General features: G+C 63.9%; 16 protein-coding genes and 1 pseudogene. 11 read left to right on the forward strand and 6 right to left on the reverse strand.

What is annotated here, in order from left to right; translation table 11 throughout:
• Positions 1 to 14: 14 nt before the first annotated feature.
• From M2336_RS17290 to M2336_RS17300, 3 genes are read left to right on the forward strand one after another with little or no spacing between them, the layout of a single operon-like run.
• On the forward strand, positions 15 to 1,097 hold the full coding sequence (locus M2336_RS17290; protein WP_264573420.1) for a M48 family metallopeptidase: 1,083 nt from the start codon (positions 15 to 17) through the stop codon (positions 1,095 to 1,097).
• 13 nt (positions 1,098 to 1,110) lie between these two features.
• Positions 1,111 to 1,869: an alpha/beta fold hydrolase gene (locus M2336_RS17295; RefSeq protein WP_264573421.1), complete on the forward strand. Its 759-nt coding sequence runs from the start codon at positions 1,111 to 1,113 to the stop codon at positions 1,867 to 1,869.
• A gap of 8 nt (positions 1,870 to 1,877) precedes the next feature.
• A complete protein-coding gene (locus tag M2336_RS17300) occupies positions 1,878 to 2,813 on the forward strand; it encodes a hypothetical protein (RefSeq protein ID WP_264573422.1) in 936 nt (311 codons plus the stop codon).
• A 32-nt stretch (positions 2,814 to 2,845) separates the two neighbouring features.
• Here M2336_RS17300 and M2336_RS17305 read toward each other — a convergent pair whose 3' ends face one another.
• Positions 2,846 to 3,562: an SIMPL domain-containing protein gene (locus tag M2336_RS17305; protein WP_264574915.1), complete on the reverse strand. Its 717-nt coding sequence runs from the start codon at positions 3,560 to 3,562 to the stop codon at positions 2,846 to 2,848.
• 112 nt (positions 3,563 to 3,674) lie between these two features.
• Between M2336_RS17305 and M2336_RS17310 the strand changes: the two genes are divergently transcribed.
• From M2336_RS17310 to M2336_RS17320, 3 genes are all read left to right on the forward strand, one after another.
• Positions 3,675 to 4,109: a VOC family protein gene (locus M2336_RS17310; RefSeq protein ID WP_264573423.1), complete on the forward strand. Its 435-nt coding sequence runs from the start codon at positions 3,675 to 3,677 to the stop codon at positions 4,107 to 4,109.
• Complete coding sequence (gloB, locus tag M2336_RS17315; RefSeq protein ID WP_264573424.1) at positions 4,103 to 4,834, forward strand: hydroxyacylglutathione hydrolase; 732 nt, start codon at positions 4,103 to 4,105, stop codon at positions 4,832 to 4,834. The genes M2336_RS17310 and gloB overlap by 7 nt, the downstream gene beginning before the upstream one ends.
• Before the next feature lie 132 nt (positions 4,835 to 4,966).
• The gene (locus M2336_RS17320; RefSeq protein WP_264573425.1) at positions 4,967 to 5,383 is read left to right on the forward strand and encodes a DUF6491 family protein; all 417 of its coding nucleotides are present in this window, start codon (positions 4,967 to 4,969) and stop codon (positions 5,381 to 5,383) included.
• 15 nt (positions 5,384 to 5,398) lie between these two features.
• Here the strand turns inward: M2336_RS17320 and M2336_RS17325 are convergent, their stop codons facing one another.
• A complete protein-coding gene (locus tag M2336_RS17325; protein WP_264573426.1) occupies positions 5,399 to 7,192 on the reverse strand; it encodes an AMP-dependent synthetase/ligase in 1,794 nt (597 codons plus the stop codon).
• Between the two features lie 219 nt (positions 7,193 to 7,411).
• Here M2336_RS17325 and ggt point away from each other — a divergent pair, with 219 nt between their 5' ends.
• Positions 7,412 to 9,154, forward strand: a complete 1,743-nt coding sequence (ggt, locus tag M2336_RS17330; protein ID WP_264593230.1) for a gamma-glutamyltransferase — start codon at positions 7,412 to 7,414, stop codon at positions 9,152 to 9,154.
• 65 nt (positions 9,155 to 9,219) lie between these two features.
• Here the strand turns inward: ggt and M2336_RS17335 are convergent, their stop codons facing one another.
• The 4 genes from M2336_RS17335 to M2336_RS17350 all read right to left on the reverse strand — a co-directional run bounded on the left by M2336_RS17335 (position 9,220) and on the right by M2336_RS17350 (position 15,733).
• Positions 9,220 to 10,947: a hypothetical protein gene (locus tag M2336_RS17335; protein WP_264573428.1), complete on the reverse strand. Its 1,728-nt coding sequence runs from the start codon at positions 10,945 to 10,947 to the stop codon at positions 9,220 to 9,222.
• 263 nt (positions 10,948 to 11,210) lie between these two features.
• The gene (locus M2336_RS17340) at positions 11,211 to 12,632 is read right to left on the reverse strand and encodes a hypothetical protein (protein ID WP_264593231.1); all 1,422 of its coding nucleotides are present in this window, start codon (positions 12,630 to 12,632) and stop codon (positions 11,211 to 11,213) included.
• A gap of 95 nt (positions 12,633 to 12,727) precedes the next feature.
• Complete coding sequence (locus tag M2336_RS17345) at positions 12,728 to 14,176, reverse strand: undecaprenyl-phosphate glucose phosphotransferase (RefSeq protein WP_181560414.1); 1,449 nt, start codon at positions 14,174 to 14,176, stop codon at positions 12,728 to 12,730.
• Between the two features lie 24 nt (positions 14,177 to 14,200).
• The gene (locus M2336_RS17350; protein ID WP_264573430.1) at positions 14,201 to 15,733 is read right to left on the reverse strand and encodes a tetratricopeptide repeat protein; all 1,533 of its coding nucleotides are present in this window, start codon (positions 15,731 to 15,733) and stop codon (positions 14,201 to 14,203) included.
• Between the two features lie 271 nt (positions 15,734 to 16,004).
• On the opposite strand from M2336_RS17350, the gene M2336_RS17355 reads away from it, so the two are divergent.
• From M2336_RS17355 to M2336_RS17370, 4 genes and pseudogenes are all read left to right on the forward strand, one after another.
• On the forward strand, positions 16,005 to 16,622 hold the full coding sequence (locus M2336_RS17355) for a polysaccharide biosynthesis/export family protein (protein ID WP_264571104.1): 618 nt from the start codon (positions 16,005 to 16,007) through the stop codon (positions 16,620 to 16,622).
• Positions 16,619 to 17,812, forward strand: coding sequence for a hypothetical protein (locus M2336_RS17360; RefSeq protein ID WP_264573431.1), 1,194 nt, complete (start codon positions 16,619 to 16,621; stop codon positions 17,810 to 17,812). Before M2336_RS17355 ends, M2336_RS17360 begins: the two co-directional genes overlap by 4 nt.
• Positions 17,812 to 19,314, forward strand: a complete 1,503-nt coding sequence (locus M2336_RS17365) for a GumC family protein (protein WP_264571106.1) — start codon at positions 17,812 to 17,814, stop codon at positions 19,312 to 19,314. The genes M2336_RS17360 and M2336_RS17365 overlap by 1 nt, the downstream gene beginning before the upstream one ends.
• 32 nt (positions 19,315 to 19,346) lie before the next feature.
• Positions 19,347 to 19,810, forward strand: a pseudogene (locus M2336_RS17370) (chromosome partitioning protein); the annotation flags it as partial.

The following is a 19,810-nucleotide window of genomic DNA, read 5'->3' on the forward strand; positions in this document are numbered from 1 at the left end:
TCCATAGCGCGCGCATGACCCAGGCCGGCCCGGACGAGACCATCTGGCATTATGATGGCACCAGCGCGACGCGCCATCATCCGGTTCTGGAATGGACAGCGCAGACGTTCACGCTCCGCTGGGGTCTGAACAAAAGCGGCCCGCACCGCTGGGGCGATCTGGTGCCGGTCGATGGCAGCGGCGGGCGCTCCATTTATGGCCTGCGCGGGCAGCATGGCTGGCGGCTCGGCTTCACCGGCGCGCCACCGCAGGACTTCGCGATCCACCTGCCCCTCCCCGCACGTTATGGCCGCTGGATCGACCGTGTCGGCCTGTGGCGGGCACTGGCGCTCTTCGCCGTGATCGCGGCGGGCGTCGTCTACGCCGTCCTCCGCGCGCCCGACTGGATCGCGCCGCATGTTCCGCTCAGCTGGGAGCAACGGCTCGGCGATGCCATGATCGGCGATTTCGGCGGTCGCCTGTGCCAGACGCCCCAAAGCCGCGCCGCGCTCGACAAGCTCCAGCGCAAGCTCGGTGAGGATGTACCAATCCGCCGCATCGGCATCGCCAATGTAAAGATGGTCAATGCGGTCGCCTTGCCCGGCGGCCACATCCTGCTGTTTGACCAGCTCATTCAGGATGCCCAGTCGCCCGATGAAGTGGCTGGCATCCTCGCCCATGAGATCGGCCATGTCCGCAACCGCGACACGATGACCGCGCTGATCCGCCAGTTTGGCCTCAGCATCGTGCTGGGCGGGTTCGGCGGTGACCTCGGCAACACCGCCAACGGCCTGCTGTCCCTGAGCTATGGTCGCGATGCCGAGCGGGCGGCGGACAGCTACTCCATCGGCGCCTTGCAAAAGGCCGACATATCGCCCCTGCCCACCGCCGCCTTCTTTAAACGCCTCGGCGGTGGTGAGGGCGGGGAGCAGATCGAGCGCGCCGCCAATCTCATGGCGTCGCACCCCATTTCGGCCGAACGGCGCAAGGCGTTCGAGGCCTCTGCGCGCAAGGGCCACCGCTATGAGGCCGCACTGACTCCGGCGGAATGGCGCGCCCTCGTGAATGCCTGCAAGGATGACAAGGACGTCGCACCTGCCAGCCGCTTCCCTTTCTGATAAGGGCAGCGTCATGACTGACGACACCACCAGCGCACCGCCCGCCTTCCTGCCCAACGCCGCAGGCCTGCGCCTCGCCTATCGCCACCGGTCCGGCACAGGGCCGACCATCGTCTTCCTCCCCGGCTACATGTCGGACATGATGGGCAGCAAGGCGCTCGCGCTGGACGACTGGGCCGCCGCCCAAGGCCGCGCCATGCTCCGTTTGGACTATGCGGGCTGCGGCGAAAGTGCAGGCCGGTTCGAGGACGGCACACTCGCCAGCTGGCGCGACGATGCCCGCGCCGTGATCGATCATTGCGTCCCCGCCGGGCCGATCATCCTCGTCGGCTCCTCCATGGGCGGCTGGCTGGCCCTGCTACTCGCCCGCGATTTGGGCGCGCGCGTCGCCGGCCTCGTCGGCATCGCCGCCGCGCCGGATTTTACCAATTGGGGCTTTGATGCTGCGCAAAAAGCGATCTTGCAGCGCGAGGGCAAGTTGGTCGAGCCTACGCCTTATGGCGACCAGCCCTATGTCACCACACGCGCCTTCTGGGAATCGGGCGAGGCGCTGCGGCTGCTCGATGGCGAAATCGCGATCGAGTGCCCCATCCGCCTGCTGCAAGGACAGGCCGATGCCGACGTCCCCTGGCAGATCGCCGTGCGGATCGCGCAGCAGGTTCGTTCAGCCGATGTGCAGACGCTGCTCGTCAAGGATGGCGATCATCGCCTCTCGCGCCCGCAGGACATCGCCCTGCTGATCGCGACTGTCGCGCGCCTCGTGGAGTCCTGACCCTGCCTATGCTCGTTGCCGCCGCGCTTTCCCTCGCCCAGCTCGCTCAGGCGAGCGTGCCCCAGCATGATCCCGAAATCGAGGCCCTGCTGCGGCGACGAGACGAGATGCGCCGCGCCGAGGCCGAGCAGAGAGAGCAGCGCCCCTGGATCGAGCAGGTTCCGGGGGAACGCGCCGGCAATGACAGCACGGAACTGGCCGCCGTCGTCCCGCCCGCCATTGCGCCCCGCCTCGCCACCTGTCTGGAGCGCGCCAACGCAAACCCCTCCGAGGGCATTGCCGATGCGGAGACCTGGGCAAAGACCGATGGCGGCGCTTATGCCGCGCAATGCCGGGGCTATGCGCTCGGCCAGGCCGGGCGCTGGAGTGATGCGGCAAAGGCTTTCGAGGATGGCGCGGCCTTCAAGGGCCTCGACGCGGTAACGCAGGCGCGATTGTGGTCGCAGGCCGGCAACGCGGCACTGATCGCGGGGGAAACGCCACGCGCACTGCGAGCGCTGGACGCGGCGCTCTCCCGGCCCCTGCCCAAGACGCTCGCGACCGGAGAAATCTATCTGGATCGCGCCCGCGCCCGCGTGGCTGCCAAGGATCTGCCCGGCGCCCGGGCCGATCTCGATCAGGCGATCGTGCTGGCCGCCGCCGATCCGCTCGCATGGCTGCTCTCGGCCACGCTGGCCCGGCGCATGGACGACCTGCCCTTGGCTCGCCTGCATATCGAGGAAGCCGCCAGCCGCGCCCGCAACGATGCCGCCATTGCGCTGGAACAGGGCATCATTCTGGCGCTCTCAGGCAATGATGCCGGCGCCCGCGCTGCCTTCAGCCGCAGCAAGGAACTGGCTGCGCGCGATAGCGATATTGCCCGGCAGGCCACCGATTATCTCGCCCAGCTGAACGGCGATCCGGCCCCCGCCGCTGCTCCGACAGGGACCGAAACCGGGCGGTGAAGCATCACGCGGCCGGCTGAGTCCGGCCGACCTCAATCGAGGTAGAAGTCCACCGTCGTCACGACCCGCACCTTCTTGAACGGCGTGTCAGCCGCGCCATAACCGCCGGACGTCTCGCCATCACGCGGCTCGATGGAGAAATAGCCCTGTGTCGCGCTCTTGATGCCACCCACGCCAGTGCCGCTATCCTTGGCGAACTGTTCTGCGGAGGAGCGCGCATCCTTGGTCGCGGCGGCGACCATCTCCGGCTTGATATCGTTGAGCCTGGTGAAGCTGTAGCTCATCGCCGAGCCTTCCTGCAGCGTGACGCCGCGCCGGACGAGATCGAACTGGTTGGCCACTGCCTTTTGCGCCCGCTCGATATCGGTCGTGCGCAACTGCATCCGCTGGGTGATCGTGATGTTAGGCACGCCATTGTTGATGAACTGATTGACCCCGGCACCGGTCGCGGTCAGCGCAGTGTCCGGGAAGCCGAGGCTCTTGAAGTAGCCGCGCAGTTCAGCCGTATTGCCCTCGATATCGGCCCGCACGCTGGCAAGGTCGGTGCCGGTCGCGGAATAGGCGATGGTCCAGGTCGCAAGATCGGCGGTCACATTCCGCTCGGCAAGGCCCCGCACCGTGACAGACCGGTCGGCCGCGTGAGCACGCCGCAGGCCATCCCCAAGCAGGTAGCCACCGGTGATCATGCCGCCCGCGAGTACCACCGCACCTGCCAAAGCGACCTTGTTCATGTCCTGCAGCCAAACCATTGTGCGCATTCCTCTCTTTTCCCGCGACCGCGAGACGCCTATTTGAGAGGTGACCAATCTCACTCTTGTGCTGAACCGTTGCTGACGCGGGACCAAAGGAAAGAGCTGCACCATGCCCAAATATCTCCACACCATGATCCGCGTGACCGACATCGACGCAACCTTGCGCTTTTTCGAATTGCTCGGCCTTAAGGAAGTCCGTCGCTTCGATAATGAGAAGGGTCGTTTCACGCTCGTTTTCGTCGCCGCGCCGGGCGATGAGGATGCGCAGGTGGAACTGACCTACAACTGGCCGCCGGAAGACGGCAGCGCCGGCGAAAGCTATGGCGGCGGGCGCAATTTCGGCCACCTCGCCTATCGGGTCGAGAATATCTACGAGACCTGCCAGCGCCTCATGGACAATGGCGTGACCATCAACCGCCCGCCCCGGGACGGCCATATGGCATTTGTCCGCACGCCCGATGGCATTTCCATTGAGCTGCTGCAGGATGGCCACCTCGACCCGGCCGAACCCTGGGCGTCGATGCCGAACACGGGTGAATGGTGAGCACGCTCGAAATCCTGCGTGTTCCGGTTCTGTCGGACAATTACATCTGGCTGGTCCATGACAAGCCGAGCGGGGAGACGCTGGTCGTCGACCCCTCGGTGGCCGAGCCGGTGCTGGCCGCCGCGCAGGCGCGCGGCTGGTCCATCACCCAGATCTGGAATACGCACTGGCATGGCGATCATATCGGCGGGAATGCGGGCATCGTGGTCGCGACCGGCGCCACCGTCACGGCGCCCGCCGCCGAACTGGCGAGAATCCCCCATGTCGACAGCCCGGCCCGCGAAGGCGACCGGGTACGGCTGGGCGACCATGAAGCGGTGGTGATGGAAGTGCCGGCCCACACCGCCGGCCACATCGCTTATCACTTTGCTGACGATGTCATGATCTTCGTGGGGGATACGATGTTCGCCATGGGCTGCGGCCGGCTGTTCGAGGGTACGCCCGCGCAGATGTACGCCAATATGCGTCGCTTCGAGGCTTTGCCCGACGACACACAGGTCTATTGCGCGCACGAATATACGCTCTCCAACGGCAAGTTCGCCCTTCAGGCCGAACCGCAGAATGCGGCCATCGCGGATCGCCTCGCGCAGGTCGAAGCTGCGCGCGCGCGCGACGAGGCCACCGTTCCCACAACGATCGCGCTGGAACGCGCCACCAACCCCTTCATGCGCGCCCAAAGCGTGGAGGAACTGGCCAGCCGGCGCGCGGCCAAGGACAGGGGGTAGGCAATAGAGGCCACGGCGCTCTGTCCTGGCCTGCGCAACCAAGGGCCCGCACATTCGTATCCGTCATACAAGATGCGAGACAGCCGGAAATCTGCTAGTTTCGCGAGACAGACGGACGCGAGAGGAGCGGAGATGATGAACAGATTGTGTCTCTCATTGGCGGTCCTGCCGCTAGCCGCCTGCGCGACGGCGGGTCCCGCCCCCGAACCAAGGCTCAGCGAACGCGAAACGCAGGAGCTGGAGCGCCTGCTGGAGGGCAAGACGGCGGGCGAGCCCGTCTCCTGCGTGACCTCGTTCGATAGCAGCCGCCTGCGGTCCATCGGCGATAACACGCTGGTCTATGTGGTCAGCAAGGATCAGGTCTATCTCAACCGCCTGCAGGGGAGTTGCAACGGCATCTCGCGCGGCGACACGCTGGTGATGAACCGCATGAGTTCATCGCAATATTGCCGGGGCGACATCGCCCGCGTGGTGAACCTGCCCTCGGGCGCGATGACGGGCAGCTGCGCGCTGGGCGATTTCATTCCCTACCGCACGCCCGGCAAGTAACACGCCGGCCAGCCGTCACGCCTTGTAAAGCGCGTCCAGCCGCGCCTGATAGCGTGCGCGGATCACGTGGCGGCGGATCGACTGCTTGGGCGTCAGCATCTCATTGTCGATCGTGAACGGCTCGTCCGCCAACGCAAAGCGCCGCACCTTCTCGATCACGGACAGGTCGATATTGACGCGATCGACCGCGGCCCTGATCGCCCCGTGCAACGCAGGGTCCTCACGCAAGGCCTCAAGATCGGCCGGCTTGCCCTGCGTCTGCGCCCATGCCTTGAGCCAGTCCGGATCGGGCACGATCAGCGCCACGATGTGCGGGCGCCGGTCGCCATGCACCATCACCTGCCCTATTTCCGGCTGCAGGGTCAGCATTCCCTCCAGCTTGGCCGGTGCGACATTGTCGCCCTTGTCATTGACGATCAGGTCCTTCTTGCGGTCCGTGATCATCAACCGCCCGACATCGTCGAACCGGCCGATATCACCGGTGTGCAGCCAGCCATCCTGGATGGCCCGCGCGGTTTCCGCCGGGTTGTTCCAATAGCCCTTCATCACCAGCTCGCCGCGCACGAGGATTTCGCCATCCTCGGCAATGCGCACCTCCACATGCTTGAGCGGCGGCCCCACCGTGTCCATCCGCAGCCCGACCGAGGGACGATTGCAGCTCACGACCGGTCCTGACTCCGTCTGGCCATAGCCTTGCAGCAAGGTGAGGCCGAACGACTGGAAAAAGGTCCCCACCTCCGGATTGAGCGGCGCACCGCCGGAGACCAGTGCCTTCATGCGGCCGCCGAACCGGGCCTGGATTTTGGGATTGATCGTCCGGTTGAGCACGGCCTCGAGCGGCTTGTCCCACAAGGCCAGCGTGCCGCCCCTTTCCGCCCGCTTGGCGCCCAGCCGCAGCGTCTGCTCCAGCAGCATGGAAGGAAATTTGCCCTGTTTCTCCACCGCCTTGGTGACGCGGGTTTTCAGCAGCTCGAACAAGCGCGGCACGACCACCATGATGGTCGGTCGGGTTTCGGCAATATTGCTGGCCAGCTTTTCCAGGCTCTCGGCATAATAGATCTGCCCGCCCAGCCCGATCGGCAGGAACTGCCCGCCCGAATGCTCATAGGCATGGCTGATCGGCAGGAAGGAGAGGAACACCTCGTCGTCCCAGCCGAAATCACCGGCAATGATGTCGACACAGCCCTCCACATTGCAAAGGATCGCGCCGTGATGCTGGATCACCCCGCGCGGTGCCCCGCCGGTTCCGCTGGTGTAGATCAGGCAGGCAATGTCATCGCGCGTGGCCGTCTGCTCGGCGGCGCAGGCGACAGGGTCGGCCGGATGCTCGGCGATGAGCGTCGCCCAGTCGCAGATCTGCACAGCCGAGTTCTGCATCGACTTGATCGGCTCGATGCTGATCGCGAACTCGATCCGCGAGCGCACGACGGCGGGCAGCAGGGCAGAGCCGATCTTCGCGGTCGAGAAGATCACCGCCCGCGCGCCGCTATTGCCGATGATATGCTCATGATCGCGCGTGGTGTTGGTGGTGTAGGTCGGCACGGTGATGGCGCCCGCCGCCATGATCGCCAAATCGGCAATGCAGAATTCCGGCCGGTTCTCACAGACCAGCATCACCCGGTCGCCCGGCGCGACGCCCAGCGCCTTGAGCGCCTTTGCCATTGAGGCGACCCGGCGGGCGGTCTCCATCCAGCTGATTGGCTGCCATTGCTCGCCCTGCTTGGCCCACAGGAACGGCCGCTCGCCGCGCTCCATGGCGCGGGTGAAAAACATGGCGGTCAGGCTTGGAAAATATTCGAGGGCCTGCAAGCAACGCTCTCCTTGAACCGGCTGCTCCGACAGCGAGCGCCTTTACATCCCATATAGCGCGCCGTTCCGCGAGGGCCACCCTGCCCGCGCGCCCGATCGGGCATGGGCGGCAGCGCCGGCAAGATACGCACATCATCCCCTTGCTTCGGGATCGTGCGCGCCCCACTGTGCCGCGACTGCAGCGCAGCGTCGTCGATCACAACCAAGCGGGCTTGCCATATGTTCCATTTCCGTGTCGCCATCGGCTTCCTTTCCGCGCTGGCCCTGGCAGCCTGCGCGACAACCACGCCGCCGCGCTGGAGCACAGCGCCGCGTTCTGCATCGCCGGTAGCCCAGAATTTCGTCGTGGCCTCCAACCCGCTGGCAGCGGAAGCCGGCATGAAGATCCTGCGCCAGGGCGGCAGCGCAGTCGATGCGGCCATTGCCGTGCAGGCGATGCTCTCGCTTGTCGAACCCCAGAGCTCGGGCATGGGCGGCGGCGCATTCATGACCTTCTTCGATGGCGGCACGGGCAAGGTGGTCGTCTATGACGGTCGGGAAACCGCACCCGCCGGTGCCGCGCCGGACATGTTCCTCGGCGCCGACGGCAAGCCCATCCCCTTTCGCGACGCGCTGGTGAGCGGCCGGGCCACCGGCGTGCCGGGTGCGGTGCGGATGCTGGCCCTGGCTCATGACGAGCATGGCAGCCTGCCCTGGAAATCTCTCTTCGGCGACGCGGAGCGGACGGCACGCACCGGCTTCACTATCACGCCGCGCCTGGCCAAGTTCCTGGAAGGGAATTTTCCCCAGATGCAGGTCGCCGACGCGCGGCGTTATTTTTCTGCCCCGGACGGATCGATCAAGAAGGCCGGCGATCAGCTCGCCAATCCCGCTTATGCCGATTTTCTGCAGCGTCTCGCGGCGCAGGGGCCATCCGCGCTCTATGCCGGCGATACCGCGCAACGGATCGTGACGCGCGTCGCCGCCGGGCCGCTGGGCAGCAGCATGACGCTGGCTGATCTGGCGGCCTACCGCCCGCTCAAGCGCGAAGCCGTGTGCAATCCGTACCGGGTCTACGTCGTGTGCGTACCGCCGCCGCCGTCAAGCGGTGTCGCCTTCCTGCAATTGCTCTCCCTGTTGGAACGGACCGACATCGACAAGCGCGGACCGGCGGACCCGCAGGCATGGTTCCTGTTCGCCGAGGCGAGCCGGCTGATGTACGCCGATCGCGACCGTTATGTCGGCGATCCGGCGTTCACTGCCGTTCCCGTCGCCGGGCTCCTCGATAGCGCCTATGTCGACAGCCGGGCAAAGCTGATCGGCGCTACCGCGGGGCCGCCGCCCTCGGCCGGCGTGCCGCCCGGCGCGCAGATCGCTGGCATCGACGATACCCATGAGCCCGGCGGCACCTCTCATTTCATCGTGGGCGATGCGCGCGGCAATGTCGTCTCGATCACGACCACCGTCGAATCCATCTTCGGCACGGGCCGCATGGTCGATGGCTTCTTTCTCAATAATCAGCTGACCGATTTTTCCTTCACGCCGCAGGATGCGGGCGGAAGGCCGGCAGCCAACGCCGTCGCACCCGGCAAGCGCCCGCGCTCCTCGATGATCCCGCTGGTGATGGTTGATCGCGCGGGCCACTTCGCAGGCGCCACCGGTTCAGCTGGCGGCAACGCCATTCTCGCTTATGTCGGCAAGTCGCTGGTCGCTGCAGTGGATTGGGGTCTCCCCATGCAGGAAGCCCTCGCCCTCCCCAACCTCATCGCGCGCGGCTCTGCCTTTCAGGGTGAAGTGAGCAAGTTCTCTCCGGAGACGCTGGCAGGCCTGAAGGCCCGCGGCATCGACCTGCGACCCGGACAAGGCGAAGACAGCGGTGTTCACGCCGTCATCATCCGCAATGGCGTGGTGGACGGCGGTTATGACCCACGCAGAGAGGGGCGGGTTCTCGTTGAGGCCGCGACTCCGCAAGTTGACCGATAAAGTTATCCGTCAGACAAAAGAACGGGCCGCGCTCAGCGCGACCCGTCCCATCCAATCTATCCTGATCAGCGTGTGATGTAGGACTGGCGGAACAGCTCTACGGCTCTTTCCTTATTCGCCTCACTCAAAGGCTGACCCACATAATCCCGCTGGCCCCAGCTCCCCCATTGGCTGCCGCCTCCATAATCCGCGAACATCACCATGAGGTCTCCGACCTCGTCACGCCATTTGGTGAGATAGGTCGTGTAGAGCTTGGTCATCCGCGCGTCCCGTTGCAGGGCGATCATTTTGTCCAGCGGCGCCGATCCCAGCACGTGCTGGCCCGCCTCATAAGTGATCGTTCGCAAACCGAATTTGGTCGCGACATCCTTGACCTTCTTGGATTCGGCGATGCGGTCGTTCACGTCATTGGACAGACCGGCAAAGGCAGCATCGACACCTGCCGAGGTATCAAGCGCATTCGCAGATAGGTTCGCTGCAAAATAAGGCGCGATGGCAACAGCATCCACCTTCTTTGCAGTGTCGCCAAAACTTAGAACAAAGTCCGCATTCCAGGCGCCCGTCTGAACTGCCGCAACACGAACGATCCGTTGCATCTGGCCGGCAAAAACGGAGGACCAGATGTCCATCACTTGTCCAGTCTTCTGCGAATAACGAGACAGCATTGCCATATGGTCGTTCGAGGAGAGACCGGCCGCCTTACCTTCTTTCAAAGCCTGCGTCGTCACGGGATAAACGTAATTCCAAACCTCGTTAGATACCTCAACATAGGCTTTGAGAGACGGGTCCAGCCGTGTGCGCACGAGCTCCGCGAACTTGCGCACATACTCGTCGTCGGCATTCCAGGGAACGCAGAACCACGGATCGGCCTTTAATTCATTGGCCAACTGGATCATATATTCCAGCGCCACGCCGTCCGAACCGGCCACGATTTCGTCGCCCAGCTTTGTTCGGGCCTCCCAACGCACGGGAAGATTACCCTCGACGCCCCCGTAAGACCATTTCATGAACCGCAAGACGCCGTAGCGCTTCACCTCGGCAAGATAAGTCGGGTCGAACGTCGCATTCGGATCGGCGTCAACTTCACGACAGTCTGCGTTCCGAACAGGATCCGACGGGCTTGTACTTGCGATCCGAAGCCAGGGTGAAGCCCCCCCCTGAGGGACAAATGTGAATGTCAAGGTTTTCCCGGATACACGGACATTCTTTGCAGGCGTACCACCGACGCTGACGCTTCCCGTACCTTGCCACCGACAGATGATATCGACACTCTCACCCCGCAGGGTGCGCGTAGGCAGAGCCATTTGGCGAATACCCGATTCACCCGATCGCAGATCGACAAGCCGTTTGTTGGCGTCCAGACGGTCCTCGGGCATGTCAGACCATCCGCCCTGTGCATTGCTGAGGCGCCAGCCGCTCAGGAGGTTCAGGAAAGACCTGTTTCCAATCCACGTGGCGGGAGCAGTCAAGTTCAATCCGAGCTTCATGGCCGGCACGCCGGTCGCTGCCGACCCGCTTCCCACAGTGGTCGCAGAACCCGGTGTAGAAATCGTCGTCGTGGAAGAGCCCGACGGCTTTGTGCCCGATGACGTCGACGGGAGTGACGCAAGGGTCAGAACCGAGAGAACATCGGCCCATTTCACCAGATTGAGGCCTTTCAGCTTGATTGACGCCGTATAGAGAAGAAACGCGCTGGCCGTGCTGGCAGCCACTGCCGCCGTGCCCATCATCACTGTCGAACTCAGTGCCATCGCACCGATCAACCTGAGTTTCGTTTTACGCACCCGGTTCATACGCTTCAACTTCCTGCCAACCCCGTAGGGATTCATTGCGTCCCGAAGCGAACCTAGGAGAGAGCCAAAAAGCTTCGATTGCCAAGTGTGGTTAAATTCCTGCTTACCACCCCACTGAACGCATCGCGTTACCGATCCGCTCTATTGCTCTGTAGATTATCTGCAGCCCGCCGTTCTAAGCCGGTTGACCGATCTTTCGGTTTTGCCAAGAGCAAAGCTACCAACAGGTTTCCATCTGCGGCGATCAGCGGCTCGCCATGCTGCTAGGCGCGCGCCAACGCCTTTGATAGCGGGTGGATGTCACGGGACGGCCCATCCACCGGCTGGGCATCGCGCTGGCCTCTCCGGAGCCTCGTGTCCAGGCGCAGTCCGGCAATCGCTCCCGCGACGAGCCATGTAATCGGCTGGATGGACGAATTTGGGATCAAGTCGAGCACATTATACATGTGGACCGCCACCAGTGCGAGGCTGGCTGTCGGTACCGCGCTGCGGCGCAACCGGAAAGCGCGCCAGAAGGGATAGGACAGCAAACCGAAGAATACCACATAGCCGACCCAGCCCAGCATACCGATGACGATGATCCATGTGCCATCGGTTACCGCGACATCGAGTGTGCCGCCCCAATTCGCGACCACAATCACGCGATTCCGGCCAAATGTTCCCCAGCCGAACAAGGGCCGTTGCTCCGCTCTGTCGAGCAGCAATTCCTCATTCCTCAGCCGGAAATCGAAGGATTCCGCCCGCTCAGCGCTCAACGAGGCAGTGGCCTGCACGATCCCCTGCAACGGCAGCAGATTGGCGCCGCGCAGGGCAGGATATGTGACGACCATCATGGCCAAGCCGGCGATTGCGATCAGGAACATGCGCCGCTTGAGCAGCAACAACATCGGCGCCAGCAGCGCGACCAGGACAACTGCGCCGACGGATTTGTTCAGGATCAGGATGCCCGCCAGATAAGCCGCGATGAGAGCCATCGGGAGTCCGAACAACTTCATTCGCATCTTCATCAGGCCGAGCGCGGCCAGAAGTGCCATACCGAGCAGCGTAGATACCAGCAGCCCATGGCCGAGGAACACCATCGAACGGAAGCCGCCGAACCGCATCTGTTGCAGGAAATACTCGCCGTCGGAAATACCGTAGACCCACTGCTGAAAAAACGGGCTGAGCCTGACTTCGAGCATGATTGGGATGGAATAGGCTAGCGCGCCGATCACCAGCGCGAGCAGGATCTGCCGATGGCCGCGCTCATTGCCCAGCAGACCGGCGCCGAGCACGAACGGCGCCAGCGTGATCATATGGCCGACCGACATGGACAGCCCTTCTCTGAAACCAAGCGCCGGGAAGGCCATGCTCCCGATCATGTAAAAATCGCGGTTGGTCAAAGCCGTGGCAAAGGGCGTGAGGACGAAGCCCAGCATCAGCAGGTTCAGCGCCTTGCTGCGCGGCCATTTGAACTCACCCCGCCGCGAGGTGGCCAGCGCAAGCACGAACGCTGCGAGGCTTGGGACGGTGGACTTGTCGAAGGCCGGGATGCCCGGAAGGTCGAACGCAACCCCGCGCGGCAGCAGCAGATAGCCTGCGAGCAACGTCCAGATCGTCGCCCGTCCGGCCGACATGGTCATGTAAAGGACCAGAGCCACCAGCGGCCAGAGGATGAGAACGCCCTGAGCGATCAACGCCTGCATCGCTTCATCCCCTCCGCGCGATGCAGTTGAGCGCGCTCATCAACGCGCCGGCCATGGCAGCCCGCTCGCACGACCCTTCACGCTGGCGGACAGCCTCAGTAGGCATGCTTGTCCCAGATCAGGCGCACGACAGTCTCGAGGATGATCCGCAGATCAAGCAAGGGCGACCAGTTCTCGATATAATAGATGTCATATTCGACACGTTTCTTGGCTCTCTCGATCGTATCGATCTCCCCGCGCAAGCCCCTCACCTGCGCCAGGCCCGTGATCCCGGGCTTCACGCGATGCCGCGCAGCATATCCCCGAACCGCGTCGTGATAATAGGCATCGCCGACGCGCATCGCCAAGGCGTGGGGCCGAGGCCCGACCAGAGACATCTCACCCCGGAGCACATTCCACAGCTGCGGCAGTTCGTCGATGCTGGTGCGACGAATGATGCGGCCCACCCGGGTGATCCGCGGGTCGCCCTTGCGGGTCCGTTCGCCACCACTGACATCCTGACGATCGGTATACATCGACCGGAACTTGAGAACCTCGATTTCCAGATTGTTGAAGCCGAGGCGCTTCTGGCGGAACAGGATCGGCCCCTTGCTCTCCAGCCGGATGGCGAGCGCGGTGAGGATGAGCAGCGGCGCCAGCACGATCACGCCGATGAGCGCAAGAAGGCGATCCTGGATCTCCTTCAGAACACCGTCGAAGTCTCGCATCGGCAGTTGCCACACGCTGAGCACCGGCAGGGAGCCGATATAATTGACGCTGTACCGGTCGCGCAGCACCAGGAACTCGCGCGGCATGATGCAAATGTCGATCGCGCCGGCACTGAGCTGCTCGATGATCTGGTTGAGGCGCTCCTGTCGCACCAGAGGCAGCGCCACGATCACCTGGTCCAGCATCCCCTGCTGCGCGAGGCCCAGCATCTCGTCGAACCCGCCGAGATACGGAAATCGCCCGATCATGCCCGTCTCGACCCGAGAGCGCCGGTCGTCTGCAAAACCCACGATGTTGATATGGGGCAGCCGCTCGATTTCCAGCAGTTCCAGCAGCCGGCTCGTTACCTCCCGGTCCGCGCCATAGATCGCCACGCGCTGTCCGATAATCTTGTGCTTCATCGCCACGCGAACGAGTTGCCGGAACAGCAGGCGCGAAAACACCAGAAAGATCAGGCAGACCAGCGAGAAGACGAGCGCGAAGCGGAGCGACAGATCGCCGCCTTTGCCAAACTGGACGAGGATGAATCCGGTCAGCGTCAAAGCCACGAGGAAGTCGAGGAATGTGCTGCCGCCAAGATCATCGCCCTGCCCCCGGAAGCCGGAATAGGCGTCCCGGGAAATCCGGATCAGGAAAAAGTTGATCGCCATGACGACCACGACGGTCGAATGCAGGCGCGCGTCCAGATAATAGCCCAGGAAACTGCGGTAAAAGGCGACCGTGATCAGATAGGACAGCAGGAAGCACAGGCTGTCATTGATGATACCGCCCGAGCGCAACACGTTGGACGTGAAGCGGACATATTTGTTACGCGCAGGACGCTGAAAGCTGATCATGGTTCGCCGAATTACAAAACGGTGTCAAAAGCGACCAAACAGGCCGCGATCGGCCGGTTTGCCTGGGGGATCATCCACGAGATAGGCTGTCCGGGCATTGTCCAATCCATTCTGAGCCACGCTCGCGCAGGTCCCATCTTGTATGGCCGCGCATTGCGCCACGAGCAGGCTCCACGCCTTTTCCGACGACGGCAAAGCCCGGGCAAAATTGCGCGCGACCGACATACTCCGCGCCCTATCCCCCGAGTCATGAAGATATTGCATATAAGATTGCACCAGAGGAAAATTCTGGGGAATCTGCTTCAATCCCTCTTCGTAGATCTGGCGGGCACGCCAGTTCTCGCCGCGCGCCCGATAAAGCTGCGCCACGGCCTGATAGGCGTCGGGATTGCGCGGATCGTTCGCCAGCGCCAGCTGCGCCGCTTCCAGCGCAGCGCGTGCGTCGCCCCTTTTCGCCGCATAGTGCGCGCGCAACAGCAGCGCGTCGACATTCTCGGGATCCTGCTTGAGCAGCGATTCGACCTGGCCCTCGACTCCTTGATCCTTGCCGGTTTCCATGAGCAGCCGCAGCTTGAGCGGCGCGATCAAATCCTTGGCCCGCCCGTCTGGCACGGAATTCAAAAGCAGACTGGCCGTCTCGCGATTTCCGCGCGCGAGCAGATAGCGCGAAACCGTCAGGACGGCGAGCGGGTCGCGCCAATCCGTCGGCCCGCGCGCGACCTCGGGCGACAGCGGCGTGGGGTCGAACTCCCACCAGATGCGGGTGAGCACCTCATAATCCGACGGCTCTCGCAGACCCTCGCGGAGCAGCGCCAGACTGGCCTCGCGGGCCTGCGGCAGCCGGCCCATCTTGTAGAGCAGGTTGATGCGGTCCAGCTTCATGGCCGTCCCGGCATTGCCGGTCGCGACCAGCCGGCCCAGCGCCTCCGCCATCGGCTCGGGCTTGCCCAGATAGCGGTAGAGATTGACCTTATTGGTCAGCAGCGCCGAGGAATCGCCGGAGACACGCAACGCGTTGTCGATCAGGGCGATGGCCTCTTCCGCCTGCCCGCGCCGCGCCAGCACTCGCGCCTTCACGATAACACCGGCTTCGTCCGTCGACGAGCGCGCCAGAATCCGGTCCGCATAGGACATCGCATCGTCCAGCTGCTCGCGGGCCAGGGCGATCATGCCTTTCGTCTGCAGCGCGGGCATGGCATCGGGTTCCAGTGTCAACAATCGGTCCGCTGCCGCTTCGGCATCCGCAATCTGCCCCAGCTGAACACCGAGATTCGCCACATAAGCGAGGGCCAGGCGGTTCGTGGCATCGAACTCCAGCGCTCTCTGGAACGCCCGATAGGCCCCCGCAGGATCGCCCGACTGCAAGGCAATCATGCCCGCCAATTGCTGGAAATTGGGTCCATCTTCCCGCAGACGGATCGCCTCGCCAATCGCCCGCTGGGCGCCGGCGAGGTCACCCGCCTGCAGCATCGCTTCCGCCGCCTGCGCCCGCTCGGCGGCCTGCTCACTCGGGCTCTTGCAGCCGCCCAAGGCCGCGAGGATCAGCAAAGCTGCCAAAGCGTTCGATGATGGGCCTCGGCCCGAGGCCTTCGGCATTCTACTGCCGAAACGGGCAGCGCTGCCATGAGCGAAAGTCAGCCTGCCAAACCCGGTCATATCGCCCTGTCGTGAATATCGCCCAACCCGCGTCGCGTTACAGGGCTTAACCCCAGCAAGCAACGAAAGTAACCATTGCCCCCACATCATTAACCCAGCTTTTACGTAGTGACGGCATAGGGTTTTGGTATATGAAGCCTGCATTCCCGGCCAAGTAGAAGGATCCTCAACCGTGCGGTTTCCCGTAATTTCATGGTCCATGGCGGGCCTTCTTGCCGCCGTCGCAACGCTGCCAGCGATGGCGCAGCAGAACGCCGCTGCGGCAGGCGGTGCATCCAATCAGGTCGCCCGGCCCTATACAATTAACCCCGGCGACCAGATCGAGGTTTATGTGTGGGGCGAGGAGCGTCTGCAGCGCTCGATCCGCGTGCTGCCGGATGGCAGCTTCTCCTTCCCGCTGGTCGGCCGCATCGTCGCGCAGGGCATGCTGCCGGAGCAGGTCCAGACTGCGATCTCGAACGGACTGGCCAGCCAGTATCGCGGCGAGCCCCCGCAGGTGACCGTCTCGGTCGAAACGCCCTCGGGCTTCACCTTCTCGGTGGTGGGCCGGGTCCGCGGCCCCAGCTCGTTCACCCCGGGTCGCTATGTGAACCTGGTCGAGGCCATCGCCATGGCCGGTGGACCGGACGAGTTCGCCAATCTCGATAACGTCACCATCATCCGCAAGAACGGCAATGAGCTGTCGGCGCTGCGCTTCCGGCTCGGCGGCGCGATGAAGGGCAATCTTTCCGAAGAGGCCGCCCGCGCCATTCCCCAGATCCAGACCGGCGACACGGTGATCGTTCCATGAATAAGACGAAGCTGATCGGCTCGGCAGCCATGGCAGCTCTCATGCTCGGCAGCGCCGCGCAGGCTGACACCCGCATTGGCGCGGATCTCGGCGTCACCGGCGGTGTCGCCAGCAATCCCTACGGCACGGTGGGCGGCGATAGCGCGGCTGCCACGCTGGCCGGCAGCTTCGCCCCCACCGTCACGATCAATTCGCCGACGGGCACGACCCAGTTGCGCGGATCGGTGACGCATACGGAATATTCGCGGCTCTACGACGGCACCACCGACTACGGTCTTTCCGGCAACATCAGCCGCCAGATCAGTCCGCTAACCTCGCTGACTGCAGGTCTCTCCTACAGCAGCTACGTGCGCAACGGCCTGTATCCGGTCTACGATCCGATCGTGGGCGGCCCGGTCGATCCTGGCTCCCCGATCATCGTCGATCCGAGCGGCAGCGTGAACTATCGCCAGCGGTCCGACGTGTTCTCCGGCCAGCTTGGCCTTGGCTTCACCCTCTCGCCCCGCGACACGCTCAACGTGTCAGCCAACGGCACGCGCGTGCGGTTCCCGGACAATATGGGCCTCTCCAAGGAATATGACACCTACGGCGGCGGCCTGACCTATATGCGCGCAATCGGTGCAAACACCTCGGTGGGTGTCGGCTTCAATGCGGCTCGCAGCGACTATCTAGATCCCGCCTTCGGCAAGACCACCCAATATACGCCGACCGCACAGCTCAATACGCGGCTGGCGCCCCGGTTGAGCCTGAAACTCGCGGCGGGCTTGACCTTCAGCGAAACGCAATTCCCCGCCGTGTCGATCAACAATACGTCCTTCTACGCCTCGGCAGATCTCTGCCGTGAAGGGGATCGCACGAGCTTCTGCCTCACGGGCTCGCATGGGGTTTCCCCCTCGTCGATCGCCGGCTCCTCGCGAGTCACGGCCATCGGCGCGCTGTACAATTACAAGATCGATCAGCGTAGCAGCTTCAACGCCAGCGCCTCTTATTCCCGGTCGAGCAGCCTTGTGGGAACCGGCGGCAATGACAGCGATTATGCGCGGGCGAGCGTCGGTTACGAGCGTTTGCTACGTCCTCGGCTGTCTGCTGTCATTTCGGTAACCTATAGTGACACATATAGCTCGCTCGTCTCACGCAACGCAAACATCCACGGACTCGTTGGATTGCGGTACAGGCTCGGTCAGAACTGATGAACAACGTCCACGCCAATTACGACACGGCTGAGGAGTCCGGCGGGGCATCGTTCCTGCCGCATATCCCGACGATCCTCATGCAGCGCAAATGGCTGGTCATCGTGCCCGCCCTTCTGCTGCTCCTGGCCGGCATCGCTACGGCGTTCCTTCTGCCGGTGCAGTACCAGTCCAAGGCGGTTCTGCTGGTCGAGGCCTCGCTTCTTCCCGAGGATGTGGCGGGCGATCCCCGCAGCGCAGACGGCACGAGCGTCGTCGACCAGCGCATGGCGCGCATTCGCCAGCAGGTCCTCAGCCGTCCGCAGCTGGTGGAACTCATCCAGAGGAACGGGCTGTACCAGACCGAATTGCGGACCCAGTCGCTCTCCGAAGTCATCACCACGATGCGCGAAGCGATTGCCATCGAGCCTGTCACAGCGGACATCCAGGCCGCCAATGGCGGGCGGCGCAGCACCATCGCCTTCTCGATGAGCTTCAACTATTCCGACCCGGTGAAGGCCCAGGCCGTCGCCCAGGCGCTGACCGACCAGGTGCTGCAGCTGGACGCCAGCACCTCGGCCGCGCAGTCGGTGAACACCATTCAGTTCCTCACCGACCAGCAGGCCGATCTGCAGACGCAGATCGCAGCGCTGGACAAGCAGATCGCCGACATCCAGCTGAAGAACGGCCTCACGCTGGCCAGCAGCACCATGGCGACGACCGGCGGCGGCACCATCGGCATCGACAGCCGCATCGCCGCGCTCCAGTCCGCCAATGCGCAGTTGCAGGCGCAGCGTGAACTGACGCAAAGCGCGGCCGACCGCGATCCGGTGATCGCCGAAGCGGAAGCCGCTGTGGCCACCGCCCGGGCGCGTTACACCGAGCAGCATCCGGACGTGGTTCTGGCCAAGCAGCGGCTCGCCGAGGCGCGGGAGCTGGCGAAATCCAATCAGTCGCGCATCCCGACGTCCGCTATTTCCGCGCAGATCGCCGCCAATAATCGCGAGATTTCCCGCCTTGAATCGGCGCGTGCCGCCGAAGAAGGCCGCAGCGCCTCCATTCTGAGCGCCCAGATCCGCGCGCCGGTGGTGCAGCAGGAACTGGCGCAGCTGCAGCAGCGCATGACGGGCCTCAACGAGCAATATCAGAAGGTGTCCAACCAGCTGATGAACGCCAAGGCGGGCAAGCGTGCCGAGGACGAGCAGCAGGGCGAGCGTCTTTCCGTGATCGACCCGCCGGTGGTGCCGGACGACCCCTATTCGCCCAATCGCCCGAAGATCATCCTGCTCGGCGCCTTCGCAGGCCTGGGTCTCGGCTTTGGCCTGATCTTCCTGATCGAGATGCTCACGCGGCCGATCCGTGGCGCTGACGCCGTACTGCAAGCGACCGGTGCGTTGCCGCTGGTGGTCATTCCCACGATCATGTCGCGGGCCGAGCAGCAGCAGCGCGGTTTGAAGCGCCTGTGGCCCTTTGGCGGGCGCAAGGGCCGCACGAAGCCCGATGACGATGATGACGACGACTGATCCGCGCGCACTGTATCCAAGGAGTTTGAGCATTGTCTGATCAGCTTGCGCCATCGGCCCTGCAGGGCGCGCCTTTCCGCATTCCCGCGCCCAATGAAACGGCGCTGTTCACACCCGACCCGAAGCTTCTCGAAGCCCAGCATGTCGTGGCGTTCAGCAACCGGCACCTTGCCTCCCGCCCGTTCAGCCTGCTGCGTTCGCAGGTGGTCAAGCGGATGGTAGCGGGCGGGCACCGGATCATCGGGGTCACCTCCCCGGCTCCCGGTGCCGGCAAGTCGTTCCTGACCGCCAATCTTGCCGCCACGCTGAGCCGCCTGCCCGGCAAGCAGGTCCTCGTGTTCGACCTCGACATTCGCCGGGCCTCGCTCGCGCAGAATTTCGGCTTGGTGGGCGAAGTCGGCCTGGAGCGCTTTCTCGCGGGTGAAACCGACGATCTGCGCAAGATTGGCCGCCATGTCGAAGGCACCAACCTCACGCTCTACCCCTGCTATTCGAA

The organism is Sphingobium sp. B1D7B (assembly GCF_025961965.1).
In the GTDB taxonomy this organism is placed as follows: Bacteria; Pseudomonadota; Alphaproteobacteria; order Sphingomonadales; family Sphingomonadaceae; genus Sphingobium.

What these genes read in the sequence shown, in the direction of transcription:
- M2336_RS17290 (WP_264573420.1), top strand. Translation starts at nt 15, where the DNA reads ATGACCCAGGCCGGCCCGGACGAGACCATCTGGCATTATGATGGCACC.
- M2336_RS17295 (WP_264573421.1), top strand. Translation starts at nt 1,111, where the DNA reads ATGACTGACGACACCACCAGCGCACCGCCCGCCTTCCTGCCCAACGCC.
- M2336_RS17300 (WP_264573422.1), top strand. Translation starts at nt 1,878, where the DNA reads ATGCTCGTTGCCGCCGCGCTTTCCCTCGCCCAGCTCGCTCAGGCGAGC.
- M2336_RS17305 (WP_264574915.1), bottom strand. Translation starts at nt 3,562, where the DNA reads ATGGTTTGGCTGCAGGACATGAACAAGGTCGCTTTGGCAGGTGCGGTG.
- M2336_RS17310 (WP_264573423.1), top strand. Translation starts at nt 3,675, where the DNA reads ATGCCCAAATATCTCCACACCATGATCCGCGTGACCGACATCGACGCA.
- gloB (WP_264573424.1), top strand. Translation starts at nt 4,103, where the DNA reads ATGGTGAGCACGCTCGAAATCCTGCGTGTTCCGGTTCTGTCGGACAAT.
- M2336_RS17320 (WP_264573425.1), top strand. Translation starts at nt 4,967, where the DNA reads ATGATGAACAGATTGTGTCTCTCATTGGCGGTCCTGCCGCTAGCCGCC.
- ggt (WP_264593230.1), top strand. Translation starts at nt 7,412, where the DNA reads ATGTTCCATTTCCGTGTCGCCATCGGCTTCCTTTCCGCGCTGGCCCTG.
- M2336_RS17335 (WP_264573428.1), bottom strand. Translation starts at nt 10,947, where the DNA reads ATGAACCGGGTGCGTAAAACGAAACTCAGGTTGATCGGTGCGATGGCA.
- M2336_RS17340 (WP_264593231.1), bottom strand. Translation starts at nt 12,632, where the DNA reads ATGCAGGCGTTGATCGCTCAGGGCGTTCTCATCCTCTGGCCGCTGGTG.
- M2336_RS17345 (WP_181560414.1), bottom strand. Translation starts at nt 14,176, where the DNA reads ATGATCAGCTTTCAGCGTCCTGCGCGTAACAAATATGTCCGCTTCACG.
- M2336_RS17360 (WP_264573431.1), top strand. Translation starts at nt 16,619, where the DNA reads ATGAATAAGACGAAGCTGATCGGCTCGGCAGCCATGGCAGCTCTCATG.
- M2336_RS17365 (WP_264571106.1), top strand. Translation starts at nt 17,812, where the DNA reads ATGAACAACGTCCACGCCAATTACGACACGGCTGAGGAGTCCGGCGGG.